The sequence below is a fragment of the Phaeodactylibacter xiamenensis genome, assembly GCF_965229835.1.
GTDB classification, from domain to species: Bacteria; Bacteroidota; Bacteroidia; order Chitinophagales; family Saprospiraceae; genus Phaeodactylibacter; species Phaeodactylibacter xiamenensis.
On sequence record NZ_OZ245931.1, the window covers coordinates 6,265,371 to 6,282,351 of the forward strand.

The 16,981-nt window shown below is 51.4% G+C and carries 16 protein-coding genes and 1 tRNA gene; 9 read left to right on the top strand and 8 right to left on the bottom strand.

Annotated features, from left to right (window positions below; genetic code table 11):
* From msrA to ACO08I_RS23995, 3 genes are read right to left on the bottom strand one after another with little or no spacing between them, the layout of a single operon-like run.
* Positions 1 to 492 (bottom strand): peptide-methionine (S)-S-oxide reductase MsrA, encoded by a 492-nt coding sequence (msrA, locus tag ACO08I_RS23985; protein WP_282778147.1) that lies wholly within the window; start codon positions 490 to 492, stop codon positions 1 to 3.
* Positions 471 to 869, bottom strand: coding sequence for a methionine-R-sulfoxide reductase (locus ACO08I_RS23990; RefSeq protein ID WP_044215626.1), 399 nt, complete (start codon positions 867 to 869; stop codon positions 471 to 473). The genes msrA and ACO08I_RS23990 overlap by 22 nt, the downstream gene beginning before the upstream one ends.
* A gap of 5 nt (positions 870 to 874) precedes the next feature.
* Entirely contained in the window at positions 875 to 1,099 is a 225-nt protein-coding gene (locus ACO08I_RS23995) for a hypothetical protein (protein WP_044215624.1), read from the bottom strand.
* A 122-nt stretch (positions 1,100 to 1,221) separates the two neighbouring features.
* Between ACO08I_RS23995 and ACO08I_RS24000 the strand changes: the two genes are divergently transcribed.
* From ACO08I_RS24000 to ACO08I_RS24010, 3 genes are all read left to right on the top strand, one after another.
* Positions 1,222 to 1,806: a uracil-DNA glycosylase family protein gene (locus tag ACO08I_RS24000; RefSeq protein ID WP_282778149.1), complete on the top strand. Its 585-nt coding sequence runs from the start codon at positions 1,222 to 1,224 to the stop codon at positions 1,804 to 1,806.
* Between the two features lie 77 nt (positions 1,807 to 1,883).
* Complete coding sequence (locus tag ACO08I_RS24005) at positions 1,884 to 2,927, top strand: NAD-dependent epimerase/dehydratase family protein (RefSeq protein ID WP_421947339.1); 1,044 nt, start codon at positions 1,884 to 1,886, stop codon at positions 2,925 to 2,927.
* Between the two features lie 84 nt (positions 2,928 to 3,011).
* Entirely contained in the window at positions 3,012 to 4,568 is a 1,557-nt protein-coding gene (locus tag ACO08I_RS24010) for an FAD-dependent oxidoreductase (RefSeq protein WP_421947340.1), read from the top strand.
* Positions 4,569 to 4,589: 21 nt separating this feature from the next.
* Here the strand turns inward: ACO08I_RS24010 and ACO08I_RS24015 are convergent, their stop codons facing one another.
* From ACO08I_RS24015 to ACO08I_RS24025, 3 genes are all read right to left on the bottom strand, one after another.
* Entirely contained in the window at positions 4,590 to 5,744 is a 1,155-nt protein-coding gene (locus tag ACO08I_RS24015; RefSeq protein WP_421947341.1) for an aminotransferase class V-fold PLP-dependent enzyme, read from the bottom strand.
* A gap of 794 nt (positions 5,745 to 6,538) precedes the next feature.
* Entirely contained in the window at positions 6,539 to 8,764 is a 2,226-nt protein-coding gene (locus ACO08I_RS24020; RefSeq protein ID WP_282784297.1) for a PKD domain-containing protein, read from the bottom strand.
* 72 nt (positions 8,765 to 8,836) lie between these two features.
* Entirely contained in the window at positions 8,837 to 11,116 is a 2,280-nt protein-coding gene (locus ACO08I_RS24025; RefSeq protein WP_421947342.1) for a PKD domain-containing protein, read from the bottom strand.
* Between the two features lie 271 nt (positions 11,117 to 11,387).
* On the opposite strand from ACO08I_RS24025, the gene ACO08I_RS24030 reads away from it, so the two are divergent.
* The 6 genes from ACO08I_RS24030 to ftsY all read left to right on the top strand — a co-directional run bounded on the left by ACO08I_RS24030 (position 11,388) and on the right by ftsY (position 14,106).
* The gene (locus ACO08I_RS24030) at positions 11,388 to 11,987 is read left to right on the top strand and encodes an L-threonylcarbamoyladenylate synthase (RefSeq protein ID WP_052515661.1); all 600 of its coding nucleotides are present in this window, start codon (positions 11,388 to 11,390) and stop codon (positions 11,985 to 11,987) included.
* Positions 11,988 to 12,179: 192 nt separating this feature from the next.
* Positions 12,180 to 12,253 (top strand) — tRNA-Arg (locus ACO08I_RS24035).
* Between the two features lie 95 nt (positions 12,254 to 12,348).
* On the top strand, positions 12,349 to 12,597 hold the full coding sequence (gene rpmB, locus ACO08I_RS24040) for a 50S ribosomal protein L28 (protein ID WP_044215614.1): 249 nt from the start codon (positions 12,349 to 12,351) through the stop codon (positions 12,595 to 12,597).
* A 21-nt stretch (positions 12,598 to 12,618) separates the two neighbouring features.
* The gene (rpmG, locus tag ACO08I_RS24045) at positions 12,619 to 12,807 is read left to right on the top strand and encodes a 50S ribosomal protein L33 (RefSeq protein WP_044215612.1); all 189 of its coding nucleotides are present in this window, start codon (positions 12,619 to 12,621) and stop codon (positions 12,805 to 12,807) included.
* A 72-nt stretch (positions 12,808 to 12,879) separates the two neighbouring features.
* On the top strand, positions 12,880 to 13,056 hold the full coding sequence (locus ACO08I_RS24050; RefSeq protein WP_072013634.1) for a DUF4295 family protein: 177 nt from the start codon (positions 12,880 to 12,882) through the stop codon (positions 13,054 to 13,056).
* A gap of 87 nt (positions 13,057 to 13,143) precedes the next feature.
* Positions 13,144 to 14,106, top strand: coding sequence for a signal recognition particle-docking protein FtsY (ftsY, locus tag ACO08I_RS24055; protein WP_282784294.1), 963 nt, complete (start codon positions 13,144 to 13,146; stop codon positions 14,104 to 14,106).
* 92 nt (positions 14,107 to 14,198) lie between these two features.
* Here ftsY and ACO08I_RS24060 read toward each other — a convergent pair whose 3' ends face one another.
* Positions 14,199 to 15,236 carry a fatty acid desaturase family protein gene (locus tag ACO08I_RS24060; protein ID WP_044215609.1) on the bottom strand — a complete coding sequence of 346 codons (1,038 nt, stop codon included), beginning with the start codon at positions 15,234 to 15,236 and terminating at the stop codon, positions 14,199 to 14,201.
* Between the two features lie 265 nt (positions 15,237 to 15,501).
* Complete coding sequence (locus tag ACO08I_RS24065; RefSeq protein WP_421947343.1) at positions 15,502 to 16,968, bottom strand: glutamate synthase subunit beta; 1,467 nt, start codon at positions 16,966 to 16,968, stop codon at positions 15,502 to 15,504.
* Positions 16,969 to 16,981 lie beyond the last annotated feature (13 nt).

Here is a 16,981-nt window from a genome sequence, read left to right on the forward strand (position 1 = left end):
TCAAACGTTGTGACCCCAGCGGTCTTTGTGGTAGGATTTGGGAGTGAAACCTCTGGTCCGGCAGTATTGCTGATGCCGGTCTTCTGCCTGCCAGAACTGTTTTGCAGGTTCAATTTCCGTCGTGACATTATACCCCTTCGCCTCTAATTCAGCTTTCAAGGATCTGGCAACGGTCAGCTGCACAGGGGTATGACCGAATATGGCAGAGCGGTATTGCCCGCCTCTATCCCGACGGTCGATAGTGGGGTCATGCATTTCAAAGAAAAAACGAACGAGGTCTTCATAGCGAATTTTGGAAGTATCGAAATGAACCTCCACCGCCTCTGCATGCCCGGTAGTCTTGGTGCAAACTTCCTGATAAGTGGGAGAAGAGCGGTGCCCTCCGGTGTAGCCTACTCTGGTCGCGACCACACCGGGGACTTTGCTGAAAAAGTACTCTTTGCTCCAAAAGCAGCCACAGGCAAAGGTGGCTACTGCTGTTGCTTGTCCCATTCTTCCTGCGGGATAAACTTCATGGAAATGGAATTCACGCAATGACGGGTGTTTTTTGGCGTAAGCCGCTCTCCAATGAAGACATGCCCGAGGTGCCCGCCACAATTGTCGCAGAGGATCTCAGTCCGCCGGCCATCGGCATCCGTTTCCCGCCTTACCGCTCCCGGTATTTCATCATCGAAGCTAGGCCATCCGCACCCGGAGGAAAACTTGTCCTCCGATTTGTAAAGCGGTGCCTCACAACGTCGGCAAACGTAGACGCCAGGCGCTTTGTGGTTGTCGTATTCTCCGGTGAAGGGGCGTTCTGTACCTTTATGCACGATGACCCGCTCCTCTTCAGAGTTGAGTGAATTCCAGTTCTCTTTGCTTTTTGTCATATGGATTAATCTTCTTCTACAGCTGAAAAATCAATGGTCCTGATAATTTCCAGTGCCTTTTGTGCTTTGTCCTGAGGTGCATACAGCGTAGCTGCGCCCAGGGAAGGGATGGCACTGTCGGGCCGTTCGAGAATATGGCTTTCGACGCCCTGCTGTTTTAATGCATCTTCGACCAGTTTGGTTTTCAGAATTTCTCTGGATTCGAATACTTTTACCCAATCTTCTTTCATGAGGTTGTTGCTTTAAGTTGGTTAGTAATGATTTTGTATATGCAGGTTTTTAACCCTGCAACATTAATGTAACAAGATGACCCCGGCTGATGTTAGTACAGGTAGGGTCAAAACCTGAATTTATGATACAGGCACTTCGGGCTTCGGTACGTCAATGCCGGATTTGCAAAGCTGCTTTGCCGGTGCCTCCCCGTCCTATATTTGCCGTACACCCGGAAGCGCGGATTGCTCTGATCAGCCAGGCTCCGGGGCGGTTAGCGCATGAAAAGGGCCTGCCTTATTACGATCCCAGCGGGGTGCGCCTCCGGCAATGGCTGAATGTAGACGAAGCCACGTTCTACGACCCAACCTGCTTTAGTATTTTGCCGATGGGCTTTTGCTATCCGGGTAAAGCGAAAACAGGTGACCTGCCGCCCCGCCCGGAATGCGCCCCTCAGTGGCATGCGGCTTTGTTACGTATGATGCCTGAAATAGCACTTACGCTTTACATCGGCCAATATGCGCAGCAGTATTACCTGGGGGCTAACCGCAAACGCAACCTGACGGAAACAGTCCGCGCTTTTCGGGAGTATGGCCCCGGAGTGCTGCCTTTGCCGCACCCTTCTCCGCTCAACAACCGGTGGCTGAGCCGGAATCCCTGGTTTGATATGGAAGTTGTTCCATACCTTCAGGCAAAAGTTGAGGCTATTTTGGGAGGTGGGCAATGAGGAATGTCAGTGGTCGTGCGTTTCTGTGCTCTGAAATGGCTATCTTTAGGCCATCAAAAAAACAAAACCCCGTTATCTTGAAAGTATTGATTACCGGAGCGGACGGACTGCTTGGCGCAAATATTGTACGCCGGGCGCTCCGTCAGGGCTATCAGGTCCGCGTTCTTCAGCTCCCGTCTTCCCAATCTCCTGTACTGAAGGGCCTTCCTGTAGAATTGTCAAAAGGCAACTTGTTGAATGCGCCGGAAGTGGACCGGGCGTTAGCGGGCTGCGATTACGTCATACACGCCGGGGCCAGTACTTCGGTTTGGCCTTCCCGGTCAGCAGCTACGGTGGCTGTGAATGTCAGAGGGACCCAACACATCATAGCCTCCTGCCTGAAGCATGGCGTTCGGCGCGTGGTGTTCATCAGTTCAGCAGCCAGTTTCTCAAAAGGGACACTGGAAAATCCCGGGGACGAAACCGGAGTCTTTGACGGGCATCGGTACGGGCTGGATTACATAGACTCGAAATACCGGGCTCACCAAATGGTGAAAAAAGCGGTCCGGGAGCAGGGGCTGCCGGCAGTGCTGGTCTGCCCAACGTTCATGTTTGGCCCCTACGACAGTAAGCCAAGCTCAGGTGCAATGCTCCTGGCAGTAGTTCAGGGGACACTGCCTTTTTTCACCCGTGGGGGTAAGAACTTTGTGGATGCCAGAGATGTGGCTGCAGCTGCTTGTAATGGACTAAAAATGGGCCGGGTGGGCGAAAGCTATATCGCGGGGCATCAAAACCTGACCTACGCTGACCTGTTTAAGCTGATTGGCCAAACTCTGGAAGCCAAACCCCCTCGTTTCCGGATCCCTTCTCCTTTGGTATTGTCCTACGGGAGGCTGCATTCTCTCCTTGCTCCAAGATTAGGGTACGATCCCATGATATCTCTTCCTATTGCCCGTATTTCCTGTGATGGGCAATACTTTAGCCCGGCCAAAGCCGTAGCGGAGTTGCAAATGCCACAGACGCCATTAGCGGTTACCATCGGAGATGCCTACCAATGGCTGGAGCAGCATCAATCCGGCCTGAGTGGTGCCACTAAGGTTGGGCCGCCCATTCAGAAAATACCAAATCCGGCGAATTCCTAATGTTCGAACATTAAAAAGCACTGACGAGTGAACATCGGCAGGGGGCTATGCTTTCCAAAAGCGTAATTTAAACCGTTCCCTACCATGCAGTATTATGTACTCAAAGCCGATGAATTAAAGCCCGGTAACCTTAAGGCCGTCAAGGCTGGTGATCAGGAAGTCCTGCTGACTAATGTCGATGGCGAAATCTCCGCCCTTTATCCAAAATGTACCCACTACGGTGCTCCTCTTGCCGATGGCATCCTGAACGGCAGCCGGCTGGTTTGCCCCTGGCATCATGCTTGTTTTGATGCAAAAACCGGGCAACACGTCGAAGCGCCGGGTATTGATGGCCTGCCTGCTTACGAAGTAGAACTGCGTGGCAGTGAAATTTGGGTGGACATTCCGGAAGAGACCTCTGATCGTACCCCAAACCCAATGGCAAAACCGGAAGTGAGCAACGAAGCCACTTATGCCATCATCGGAGGTGGTGCCGCGGGCGCTTACGCTGCGGAAGGCTTGCGCGAAGCTGGCTTCACCGGGCGCATCGTCTTGTTTTCTGCGGAAGAAGAGGTGCCTTACGACCGGCCCAATTGCAGTAAAGATTACCTGCAGGGCGAAGCGCCGGAGGAGTGGATGCCGTTGCGGGACGCTGCGTTCTATAAAAAGCACGGTATAGTACTTATGAAGGGGCATCGCGTCACTAAAGTGGATCCGGAGGTCCAAAAGATCGAATTTAAATCTGGCGCACCAGTATCCTATGATAAGCTATTGATTTGCACAGGTGCCCGGCCCCGGCAGCTGAATATCCCAGGTGCAGACCTGAAGAATGTACACACGCTACGCAGCCTGAAAGATAGCCGAGCGCTTCTCAAGGCGGGCAGGTCAGCAAAGAAAGCTTTTATTGTCGGCGCTTCTTTCATAGGCATGGAAGCAGCCATGAGCCTGCAAAAACTGGACTGTGAGGTTCACGTCGTTGCACCTGAACACTTACCCTTTGCGCACATATGGGGAGATGCAGTTGGTCAGCGTATTCAGGAATGGCACCGCGATGCGGGCGTTCATTTTCATCTGGGGCAAAATGTCAAAGCGATTGAAGGCAACGGCCAGGTTGAGAAGGTGAAAATGGAAAACGGAGAAGAACTGGATGCCGATTTGCTGGTCATGGGCGTTGGCGTACAGCCGAATACTGGTTTTCTCCCTGAAAATCTGCTGCAATCCGATGGCAGCCTGCATACCGACCCCTTCCTCCGCGTTCAGGAAAACCTCTTTGCCGCCGGGGACATCGCCGCTCCCCCGATGAATGGCAAAAACCAGCGGATTGAACACTGGAAAGTCGCTGCTCAGCAGGGGCGGATAGCAGGCAAAAATATGGCAGGAGCCGGGGAGCCTTACGAGGCGGTCCCTTTCTTCTGGTCGGCTCAGCAAGACAAAATTCTGGGTTACGTTGGCCATGCTTCCAGCCCTGAGGAGACTATTGTCGAGGGCGACCTCGATGGCGATAGCTTTCTGGTGCACTACATAGAGGACGGAGCCATTAGCGCCACGCTCTCCCTGTTCCGGGATCAGGAACTTTGTGCCATTCAGGAGCTGATGCGCGACGGGCGTATGCCAAAGCCGGCAGAGGTCCGGAATGGTGTGGACTGGTTGAATCTGTTGTAATCCGGTGCAGGTTGCCGGTGCTTATCCAATCACCGCTTTAAAGCATTTCATCAGGCGTTCTACTTCCTGCGCTTCATTGTACAGGTGGCAGGATACCCGAATGGCATTGCCACGGATGGAAACGTGCACCTGTTCTTCCTGCAGCCGCTCCCGGAAAAGATTCATGTCAGCCCCGGCAGGCAGGCGAACGCCCACGAGATGATGTGCCCGCTGTTCTTCCGGCTCCATCGTGCAGCCGAGTGCTTCCAACTCCCGGAGCGCTGGTCTCAATAGTGACTGGGCGTAACTTTGAATACCGCGAGTGCCCCATTCCAGTAACTGGTCAACGCCCGCTTTCATCATAGGGACCAGGATAAAGTTGCTTTGCTCACCCATATTATAACGGGCAGCCAGTGGTTTGTAATTCGGTTGGTAATTTACCAGATTGCGGAAGTCGTGGCTGTCTACCCGGTTGATCCAGTTTTCCTCCACCGGTAAGCCATCATCAAGTGCCGGACCGTAATATGCCAGGCCAATGCTGTAAGGCCCCATGAGCCACTTATAGCCCGCGCAAATCAGCGCATCAGGCTGAATTTCCTCCACATCAAACGGGTAAGCACCTACCGATTGAGTACCGTCAATGACGAGCCAGGCGCCCGCCTCCGTTGCCTGTTTCCGTATCGCTTTCAAATCAAATAGGGTACCATCTGCCCAATGCACCTGTCCAATGGCAACCATAGCTGTCCTTTCGTCAATCGCATCCAGTATTGCCGCATTCCAGGCTTGCCCCCTGGGGGATTCCCGGGGTGGGTCTACGATCCGAATTGTAGCCCCATGCGCTTCCGTTACCCGTTCCCAGGCATAGTAATTACTCGGAAACTGCTCCCGTGTGAGGATGATATTATCTCCGGGCTGCAGCTTCAGGTTTTGTGCAACGGCAGCCATTCCATAAGAGACAGAAGGTATGATGGCTATGCGCCCCGGCTCCGGGCAGTTGATAAGGCGGGCATAGGCAAACCGAAGAGCCTGTACGGGCTCAAAAAAGTCTTCCAGTTGGATATTGAAGGGCTGGCTTTTGCGCTTTAGGGCTTTGATACCGGCGGTTTCTACTGCATGCAACTGCGGAGACATATAGGCACCATTCAAATAGGCTACATCGTCAGGAAGGTCAAAAAGGTGGCGTTGGCTGGGTAGCATTTTTTGCTGCTAAGCTACGTTTTTTGGTGTTGATAAAGTGGAGGGTTGGGAACATAGATTAGACTGATTGCGCAGATTTGCACTGATTCCCGGGATGGCCCTCCAGCGGGGCGGGTCTCGTTGGGCAGATCAGTGTGATCAGTCAGATCAGCGTCATCAGTGTACTATTATCGTGCGTGGCGGGTGGGAACACAGATTGGAGAGATTGCGCAGATTTGCACGGATTCCCGGGATGGCCCTCCGGCGGGGCGGGTCTCGTTGGGCAGATCAGTGGCATCAGTGTACTATCATCGTACGTGGCGGGTGGGAACACGGATTGGACGGATTGCGCAGATTTCCACGGATTCCCGGGAAGGTCCTCCAGCGTGGCGGGTCTCGTTGGGCAGATCAGTGTGATCAGTCAGATCAGTGTCATCAGTGTACTATTATCGTGCGTGGCGGGTTGGAACACAGATTGGACGGATTGCGCGGATTTGCACGGATTCCCGGGATGGCCATCCAGCGGGGCGGGTCTCGTTGAGCAGATCAGCGTCATCAGTGTACCCATGTCGCACGTGGAGGGTTGGAACACAGATTAGACTGATTGCGCGGATTTGCACTGATTCCCGGGATGGCCCTCCAGCGTGGCGGGTCTCGTTGGGCAGATCAGTGTGATCAGTCAGATCAGCGTCATCAGTGTACCCATGTCGCACGTGGCGGGTTGGAACACGGATTGGACGGATTTGCACGGATTGCGAGCGGGGGCATGTTACCGGGGCGGTCACTGCAAAACAAATCAACCTATCACAGGCCCATCACCGAATAACCGTAGCCGTACTCTTATACTCATACTTATCCCCCCTGGGCCCGGTAAAGGTTACCAACACCATATAGACTCCGTTTTGCACAAAATTCCCCGTATTAAGTTTACGACCGTTCCAGCCATCAAAGGGGTCATTGGTTTCGAAAACCGTTTCCCCCCAGCGATTAACGATAATCATTCGGAAATTGGTCGCCCCCTCAAGTACACCGGTACCCAGGTACTCATCATTCAGGCCATCCTGGTTGGGGGTGAAGGCATTGGGCAGGAAGTAGCGCACCTGCGGAATAACGTCCAGAAGTTGTACCAGCGTGTCCTGGCATCCACTGGGGTGCGTGACAATCTGCCGTACCTCGTATACGCCCGTGTCCCGGAACTCATGGGTAGGGCTGGGAGCAATGGACTGATTGCCGTCCCCAAAGTCATAGGACCAGCGGGTAGCACCGGTCGATTCATCAAAGAAGCTGACTAATGGCTCAAGGTTGCTCGGGCGGTCAGGTGTAAACGAAAAGCCCGCTACAGGCGATGGCAATATGGTAATAAGGTCACCAAAGGTAGTATCAATCTGACACCCGATTGGGGACACAATATCGATACTCACCGTGTAAGTCCCCGGGGCTTCGTAGGTATAAGTGGGGCTGATCACGCTGTCCACTCCTCCGTCTCCAAAATCCCAGGTAATATCGTACGCCTCACTAATGGGCGTGGAAAGGTTATTAAAAAAGATATCCGCAGGCGCGCAACCTGTAAAGTCACTAGGGGCAATCACAATAAGCTCTGGTACGGGAAAGTACTCAATGGGCAAGGTATAGGTATCCTGGCAATTGTTGATATCTGTGACGGTGAGGGTTGCCGGGAAATTACCTGGGGTGGCATAGGTGTAAACCGGATTCTGGTCGCCGGCCGTACCTCCGTCACCAAATGTCCATGACCAACCCGTGATCTGCCCGCTGCCGGAAAAAGAGGCATCCGTAAAGACCGTAGGGCCAGCAACACAGGTATCATAGTCAAAGCTGAAATCAGCCTCTATGGCAGGGTAGATGATCACTCGTATATCGGCGGTATCGCCGCACTGCGTATTGGGGTTGAGGATTAGGTTGCCAAAATAGGTCCCTGTATCCGGGAAGTTGATAGCGGGTTCCCAGTCGCTAAACGATACTTCCTGCCCCTCCACCATAAAAGACCAGTTGTAGGTTTCAATAAAAGATTCCTGAAAACTTTCATTGGTAAAACTAACCGTATTTTGACCACAGGATACAATCACGTACTCCTGGTCGGTATTCAGGTCTGCAGCTCCCACAACAGCCTCTACTGTAGGGTCGCAGGGCGCTACATTAAACTGGAAATCCCGGGTCGTCGTGCTCAGCAAATTACCCGTAGCATCGAATTCCTGCACGCAGACTGCCACGACATACTGCCCCAGATTAATTGGCGTGCCCGTTAATAAACCGGTATTAGGATCGATCTGTAAGTTAGCTTCCGGCCCCATCGGCTGAGTGGGCGTAAAATTCGGCCCCAGAAAATTGATCGTATTGTAAGGTGGTGGGCAGGCCGGGCCTGGGCGCGCTCCCTCACAGGTCAGGTAAAGCGGATCGGTGAGCAGGTTGCCGCCACCATCGTAGGAAGAGCACAAACTATACACCAACTGATGCCCATCCACATCGGTGGCACTATGGTCAAATTCCAAAGGAGCCCCCGCACAAATAATAATTGGAGGAAATTCATTGAATACGGGGCTGTTGTTGCATACCTGCTGGGCCTGTGGCGTAATTTCGGTAAAGAAGGTAGAACCGGTGTCGCCGGGCGCAATGATATTGGAAATCGTCACATTACGGCAGCACCGCTGATAAGCTATGAAGTAACTTTCCGGCGACTGAGGCAGCTGCAGCTCGAACCGGTAAAGCCCTTCCTCTACTTTTACATTCGGTGGGATCAGACAGGGGTAATCCGGGCGTTCCACATCCGTTACACTCAACAGTGGCGCATTGATTTCCAGGAAAGGGTTGGCCTGAGTTTGGCCGGAGCAATTCCCTGAGCAGTTGTATACGGCGATGAAAGCCTGCGCATCAAAGTCTGCACAATCTGTACAGTTGCCATCCCGGTAAATCTTCAGTGTGATTTCATAAGTGTCATCACCCAAACAGGCGTAGGTCATCACACCACCAATGATGTGCTTAGCCTGTAGGCCCAATGGCAACAGTAAGGTCAGTACTATTGCCATTGCATTTTTTACAGATAAATGGTTTTCCATAGCTTGTGTCGTTTTCTTCGTACGAGGGCCAACAGCCACCCTTTACCGGATAACGGTCACCGTGCCCTTTATCTCAACGGGCGCTCCACGGGGTGGGGTATAGGCCACCCTGGAAAAATAAACGCCCTGAGGCACAGGTTGCCCCTGATTATTAAACCGCCCGTTCCAGCCTTGTTGCGGATCGTCCGTTGAAAATACGTTTTCGCCCCAGCGGTTCCAAATATTCAGCTCAAAGGATTTCATTCCGTCCGTAAATCCTTTGCCCTTATAGACATCGTTTAGCCCATCATCGTTGGGCGTAAAGGCATTGGGCAGGAAAAAAGTGGCCTTAGGCTGAATATCCACCACCTGAACAGCCGTATCCTGGCAACCCAGCGGATGGGTGACAATGAGCCGCACTTCCTGAAAGCCGGTGTCCCGGAAAGCATGTATGGGATTAGGCTCTTGTGCCGTATACGGGTCTTCCAAATACCAAAACCACTGGTCAGCACCCTGGGATAAATCCGTAAAGGTGACTTCAGGGTTGAATACATCCGGATCCTGCGGGCTAAAAGTAAAGTTAGCAACAGGTGACGGGTCAATAACGATCAACTCCCTAAATACAGTATCTGTCACACAGCCAATCGGGGAGGTAATCTGCAGGCTGACATCATAGGTGCCTTCGGATTCAAAAATATGAGTAGGGCTAAGTTCAGTGGAAGTAACGCCGTCCCCAAAATCCCAGAAAGTTTCGTAATTCACGTTGACCGGCTCTGAGAGATTGTCAAAACTGATCTCCGCCGGCGCGCAACCATCAAATCGGTTAGGCGCCACTACAATCAGTGCAGGTACCGGAAAGTAACTGACCGGCTTGACAATTGAATCCTGGCAGCCATTAATATCCGTAACGCGGAGTTTAACTTGCTGCAGCCCCGGATCCTGATACCGATAGATTGGGTCAGGGTTAGATGAACCGCCGCCGTCCCCGAAGTTCCAGTTGTAGTTAGTGATTTCTGTTGTTGCAATGGTTGTATTCGTAAAAGCAACGGGCCCGGCTATGCAGGTGTCATAAGCGGCTGTGAACTCAGCTTCAATCTCGGGAAAGAGCTCAACGATAATACTGGCCGTGTCTCCACATTGTGAATTAGGGTTGAGTATTAGGCTGCCCCTGAAAGTGCCATACTCCGGAAACTGCAGGTCGGCATTCCAGGTCGTCACGGTAGTATCCTGCCCGTTGCCCAGATCAAACTTCCAGAAATAATCGTCTATAAAGCTCTCATCAAAACTTTGATTGACGATAAACACATCCCGGTCGGCACACTGACTGATATACAAGTCAGCCCCTACTGCATTATCTTCTGCAATATCTGCTTTGACCGTTGGTTCACAGAAGGTTACATTAAACTGGAAATCGCGGCGTACCACACTGAGCAATTCTCCGTTGCGGAACTCACTTACGCAAACACCCACCACGAACTGGCCCTGCGCGTTCGGAGAGCCTGTGATCAGCCCGGAGTTGACATTTATGTTGACATCAGTATTATTGCCTAAGGGTTGGGTAGGATTATAGAAAGGCCCTATGAAATTGACCGGATCATAGGGTGGGCGGGACTCAGGGTTGGGAGCCAGGCCGTTCATCGCGGTAGGCATATTGAAGTTGAGCCCTCCGCCCAGGAATGGTGCACAGAACTCATACACCAGCTGATCGCCATCCGGGTCGGTAGCAGAATGGTCAAAATTGATGGGCTCATTGGCACAAATCACCGGGGGCGCAAAGTTGTTGAAGGTAGGGCTGCTGTTGCAAACCTGCTGCGCTGCAGGCGTCAGCTCCATGAAGTAGGTCGCGCCGGAATCGCCCGGAGCGAGGATGTTGGAAATCGTATTGTTACGGCAGCACCGCTGATAGGTAATGTAGTAGCTTTCGTCTATCACCGGCAGATCGAGCAACGGGAAAGTGTAAACCCCTTGCTCCACGCATACATTGGACGGGACGATTACACAAGGATTGCCCTCCTGAGGGTTCACCGTATTACGGGCAGGGTTAGGCAAAATCAATACGTTGTAGGGCTCCTCGTCGCTCTCCGTGTAAATGGTAACGGTGGCTGGAAAAGACCCACCCGGGGCGGAGTCAAAGTCTGCACCGCCACCCTGGCAGTCCCGGTAGATATTCATGTAAAACTGGTAAGTCCTGGTACCTGTTCCGGGGTCGCCATTGGTCCAGCCGAGGCACTCATAGGTGATTTCTCCACCAATGATATGAGCAGCCGAAAGTCGGTTGAAAAACAGACTGGCAAAAAAGATTGAAAAAAAACAGTAGTAGCGTAATAAGTCAGCTCCGGGCATCGTTTTCTGAATCATTTAGTAAAGCACAAAAGTATTTGCTTGCGTATCACAAAGGCAAGATACAGATAGTTTCGAAGTACAGGCTTTTTTGAAATACTATTTCGCCGGTTGGTAAAGCTATTGACAATCGACAACTCTCTTTTTAAATAGTGCTTTCTACGGCCTCCCAAAAACAGTACCCGCAGCGTCACTCGTATTGAAGCGCTGCAAGATTCAACCAAACTGTATGACATTGATTCATTTTTTAATTGGCATAAAACCACCATTAGGTATGATCACCTTTACTAATGGCAGAGCATCTGCCGGACAGCAGCAGGACTTCGGTCAGGCGCTGACGGTCCTCCGCGACGGCGGGTTGCTGCTCTACCCCACAGACACGGTATGGAGTGTCGGTTGTGATGCAACTGATCCCGAAGCCCTCCGCAGATTAAGGGCTATGAAATCCATTGATCAGCACGAATGCCTCGAGCTTCTGGTCGATTCCCCAAAAATGCTGAAGCAGTACATTGCGCACTTCCACCCGCGCATCGAAACGCTGCTGTCCTTCCATTTGCGGCCGCTTACGGTGCGCTATGAGCGGGGGCGCAACCTGCCGCAGGAAGCCCTGGATCAGGAAGGGAGCATTGCCATCCGTATCGTACAGGACGAGTACTGTCAGTCTTTGATCCGAAAACTTGGCCGCCCGATTGTCGCACTGCCTGCGGATTTGAAGCCCGGCAGTTTCCCCGCCAATTTCGGTGCCATCAGCTCCGATATTATTGAACAAGTGGACTACATCGTTCATCACCGTAGAAACGATAAGTCTATTGCACAACCTTCGGTGATGGTACAGCTCGGCCACAAAGATGAGCTTGAATTCCTCAGGGAGTAGTCCCGGGAATTAAAGAAGCGCGTAAATGAAAGAATTTCAAAAAAGCTGGTAAAGGAATTTGCCGGCTTTTTCCATTCCTTTTGTATCTTTGCAGCCCACGCTGAAAGAAAAGCCTGGAAGCAGTAAAAAAGTGATTGCAAAGTTGCAGGTTTAAAAATCAAATCTTATCTTTGCAGCCGCTAACAATAAAATGGCTCTGTAGCTCAATTGGATAGAGCACTTGACTACGGATCAAGAGGTTTCAGGTTCGAATCCTGACAGAGTCACTATTTAATTCTAAAAGTCCTAGAATCACCTGAATAGCTCAATGTCCGAGCCTGAGTAGCCGAGCGTTGAGCTGTTTAGTTAAAAGGAATACGCGATGTCCAAAGTTTGTCAACTCACAGGTAAGCGCCCGGTAGCCGGCAATTCGGTTTCCTTCTCTAATAAGAAGACCAAGCGCCGTTTTCTGCCCAACCTGCACACCAAGCGTTTCTTCATTCCTGAAAAGGATGAGTGGATAACGCTCAAGGTTAGCGCCAGCGCAATGCGCACAATCGATAAAATAGGCATTTACGAGTTTATCAAGCGCCAGCAGAAGAAGGGGTTTGATGTAGGTGTCGAACTGTAAGACCATTAAATAGTTAGAACGATGGCTAAGAAAAGCAAAGGCAACCGCATTCAGGTAATCCTCGAGTGCACAGAGCATAAAAAGTCAGGACTGCCAGGTACTTCCCGCTATGTTACGGAGAAAAACCGTAAGAATACACCAGATCGCCTGGAACTCAAGAAGTTCAATCCCATCATGAAGCGCGTGACCCTGCACCGCGAGATCAAGTAAGCTTGCAAAACAGCAGTTTATCGCTTATTTTTGTGATGTTGACTTTACTTAATATTCTTAAAGCGAGGTATAATGGCTAAGAAAGTATCTAAGAACGCAAGGGTTGCACAGCGTGCAGCAAACGCAGGATCAGGCCGTGATCATGTCAAAGTGATTAAGAGCATCAAAGATCCTAAGACTGGTAAATATTCCTACAAAGAAGTGGTCATCCACAAGGATGCCGTTAAGGAGTTTTTCGCTAGCAAATAATTCACTTGTCTGACAGCAAGTAAACGTATACATCAAAGAGGCTTTTCTTCTGCAAGGAAAGCCTCTTTGCCTATTTATCAAACGCCTATGAGTTTCTTTAAAAAGTTTTTCAATAAAGAGAAAAAACAGGACCTGGATAAAGGGCTGGAGAAAACCAAAAGCAGCCTCTTCGGGCAGATTACCAAAGCCGTCGCTGGTAAGTCTACCGTAGATGAAGAAGTCCTGGATGAACTGGAATCTATACTTATTGCCTCTGATGTCGGGCTGGATACCACGGTCAAAATCATCGATCGTATCGAAGAGCGGGTCCGCCGCGACAAATACCTCAATACCTCAGAGCTCAACGAAATCCTCCGGGACGAAATCGTACAGCTGCTGGCCGAGAACAATACTGTAGATATTGAGGACTACACCCTGCCTTCCGACAGCAAGCCAAATGTGATCCTTGTTGTGGGCGTAAACGGCGTAGGTAAGACCACCACAATCGGCAAACTGGCGCACCAATACCAGGCAAAGGGCAAAAAAGTAGTCCTCGGTGCAGGTGATACTTTCCGGGCTGCTGCCGTAGACCAACTCGAAATCTGGTCCAAACGGGTAGGCTGCGACTTCTTCAGCAAAGGCATGAATACAGATCCTGCTGCTGTAGCCTACGAAACTGTGCAGCACGCTATCCAAAACAACTGCGATGTGGCGATTATCGATACTGCCGGCCGCCTGCATACTAAGGTCAATCTGATGAAGGAGCTGTCCAAAATCCGCCGATCCGTAGCCAAAAGCCTCGACGGTGCTCCCCACGAAGTCCTCTTGGTGCTCGATGCCACCACCGGACAAAATGCCTTTGAGCAAGCCAAGCACTTCACCGATGCCACCGAAGTTTCCGCCCTGGCCCTCACCAAACTCGACGGGACAGCCAAAGGGGGCGTAGCCATCGGTATCTCTGATCAGTTCAAAGTACCCATCAAATACATTGGAGTAGGAGAGGGGATCGAGCAGCTGCAAGTCTTCAACAAGCGGGCTTTTGTAGAGTCGCTCTTCGAGGGCGTCGTCTAAACGAACTGCTGAAAGGCATTAAAAAAGGGTTGTCCGGCGCTAAAAACTGCAGGACAACCCTTTTCTTTTTAAGCTATTCGTAAACAGCCTGCCTATCCCAGCGCGCCAGCCCGCTCCAGCCGGTAGTACTCCCGGAAAGAGATCATGCGCTCCTGCTGCTCGTCCCAAAGCTTGTTGAAGATGCAGGCCAGACTTTCCCTGAAGGTAATCGTCGTAACGTATTTTTGTAAAATAGGATTCTCCTTCGCGCACTTCGGCAGGTTGTAATTGGGGATAAGCGAGCTTAAGTGGTGAATATGGTGAAATCCAATATTTCCGGTCAACCAGTTAAAAACCTTTGGGAGTTTATAGTACGTACTGCCCCGGACTGCTGCGACCAGATAGTCCCACTCGTCTTTCCATTTCTTGTAGGTTTCCTCATGCTGATGTTGCACATAGAAAAACCAGAACGCAATCGTGCCAAAGAAAATCACAATTGGCACCTGTACCCAAAGAAACTCCCATCCCAACAGATAAATCAAACCAGCATATACCAACCCGATCCAAAAGTTGTTGAGGAAAAGCGCCACATAGGCACTGCGCACCATCGGCACCTTGATCGTAGGCCAGCGCATCGGGCCGCTCAAATAGACGATAGGGGTGACAATAAACAAGACCACCGGCGTGCGGAACAACCGGTATTTGAAACGTCCCCATTTACTCAGGTTCCGGTATTCCTCCACCGTCAGGAAAGGGACATCACCGATATCGCGGGGCTCCTCCTCCAATTGCCCGGAGTGCCCGTGGTGGTAATTGTGGATTTTTGACCAGTACTTGTAAGGTATCGTACTGAAAAAGCTGCAAACACTGCCAATGACATTATTCCAGCCTTTTGATTCGAGAAAGGAGTGGTGCCCGCAATCGTGCTGAATAATAAAAATCCGGGCAAGGAGAAAACCGTTAATCAGGCCCAGTCCCAAAGTAATCCAGTAAGACCACTCCAGGCTGAAATACATCAGTACCCACAGCGCCAGAAATGGCCCAAAGGTATTGATCACCTGCCACCAGGCCCGCTTGCGGTCGGGCTGCTGATAACGCTTGATAATTTTCTTCCAGTCTTTTAGTTGTTGCTTGATTTCCTGCTCTGACATTCCTAATGTTCCTTGTTTGTTCCTTTCCTGCCTTGGGCTAAGACCGTATTGGGATTTTGGTCTTCTAGTCGAAAACCAAAGTCCCAACACGGTCTAAGTATTATATGCAGCCCAAACCAGGGTGAGGTTAAAGTCATAAAAATAATACAACCTCCAAAATACAGGAATGATTTGTTTTTGCAGCAGAGTTGCACCGAAGTTTTTTATTCTTTACTTCGGTCTGACAGGTATCTACCAATACAAAATGAGTTGTCCTAAGCCAAGGCTACCCCTCCGCCATTAAAAAACCCTTGTCCCGCGCCTCCAGGTTGGATCGGCCCATTAGGAACTGATCCACACTACGGGCGGCTTCCCGGCCTTCTGCAATCGCCCAAACCACCAGTGATTGCCCCCGGCGCATATCCCCGGCCACAAATACTTTTTCCAGATTCGTACGGTAGTCTTCATCGCGGACATTACCACGCTCGTCGACCTCGACACCTAGTTTTTCGAGCATGCCGCGATACTGAGGGCTCAGGAAGCCGATAGCCAGCAATGCCAGGTCACAGGGGATTTCCTGCTCGGTGCCTTCCACTTCCTGAAAGCCATACTTCCCGGTCTTACTACTTTTCGCCCACTCAATCTGCACCAATTTCAGTCCGGTAACTTTACCATTTTCCCCGGTAAAGGCTTTGGTCAGCAGCGACCATTGGCGTTCGCAGCCTTCCTCATGACTGGTGGAGGTGCGCAAAACCACCGGCCAGTTGGGCCACGTCAGGGGATCCCGGTCGTTAGGTGGGCGGTCCATCAGCTCGATTTGGGTAACCGATTTGGCGCCATGCCGGTTGGACGTTCCCACGCAGTCCGAGCCGGTATCGCCACCGCCAATCACTACTACGTGTTTGTCCTTAGCGGTAATGGTTTCCACGTCCGGGATGGCATCTCCGGCTACCCTGCGGTTGTTCTGTTCCAGAAAGTCCATGGCAAAGTGCACGCCTTCCAGCTCTCTGCCTTCAATATTCAGGTTGCGGGGGACTGTAGAGCCGCCGCACAACAGCACCGCATCGTATTGGTCCATCAGTTCCTGCGGGTCTACATTCCCACCAACATTAGCATTGGTGCGGAACCGGATGCCTTCCGCTTCCATGAGGGCTACCCGCCGCTCTACTACGAATTTTTCCAGTTTGAAATCAGGAATACCGTAGCGCAGCAGCCCGCCAATACGGTCGTTGCGTTCGAACACCGTAACCAAATGCCCCACTTTGTTCAGCTGAGCCGCAGCAGCCAGCCCCGCCGGCCCCGAGCCTACTATGGCTACTTTTTTTCCTGTTCTTAATGTAGGGGGCTGCGGACGCACATACCCTTTCTCAAACGCCACTTCCGCAATGGATTTCTCAATGTGCTCAATGGCTACCGGTGGCTGATTGATGCCCAGCACACAGGCGGTCTCACAGGGAGCGGGGCATATGCGGCCCGTGAATTCCGGGAAGTTATTGGTGCTGCTCAGGATTTCATAGGCCAGTTGCCAGTCCTCTTCGTATACGGCATCATTGAACTCCGGGATGATATTGCCCAGGGGGCAGCCATTATGGCAAAACGGAACGCCGCAGTCCATACAGCGGGCCGCCTGTTTAACGGTTTTCTCTTCCCCAAAGTCTTCGTACAATTCCTTGTAGTCCTTGATGCGTTCCTGTGGGTCTCGTGTATTGGGGAGCTCCCGGGTATATTTCAAAAATCCTCTTGGATCTGCCATGTTTTAACTGCTT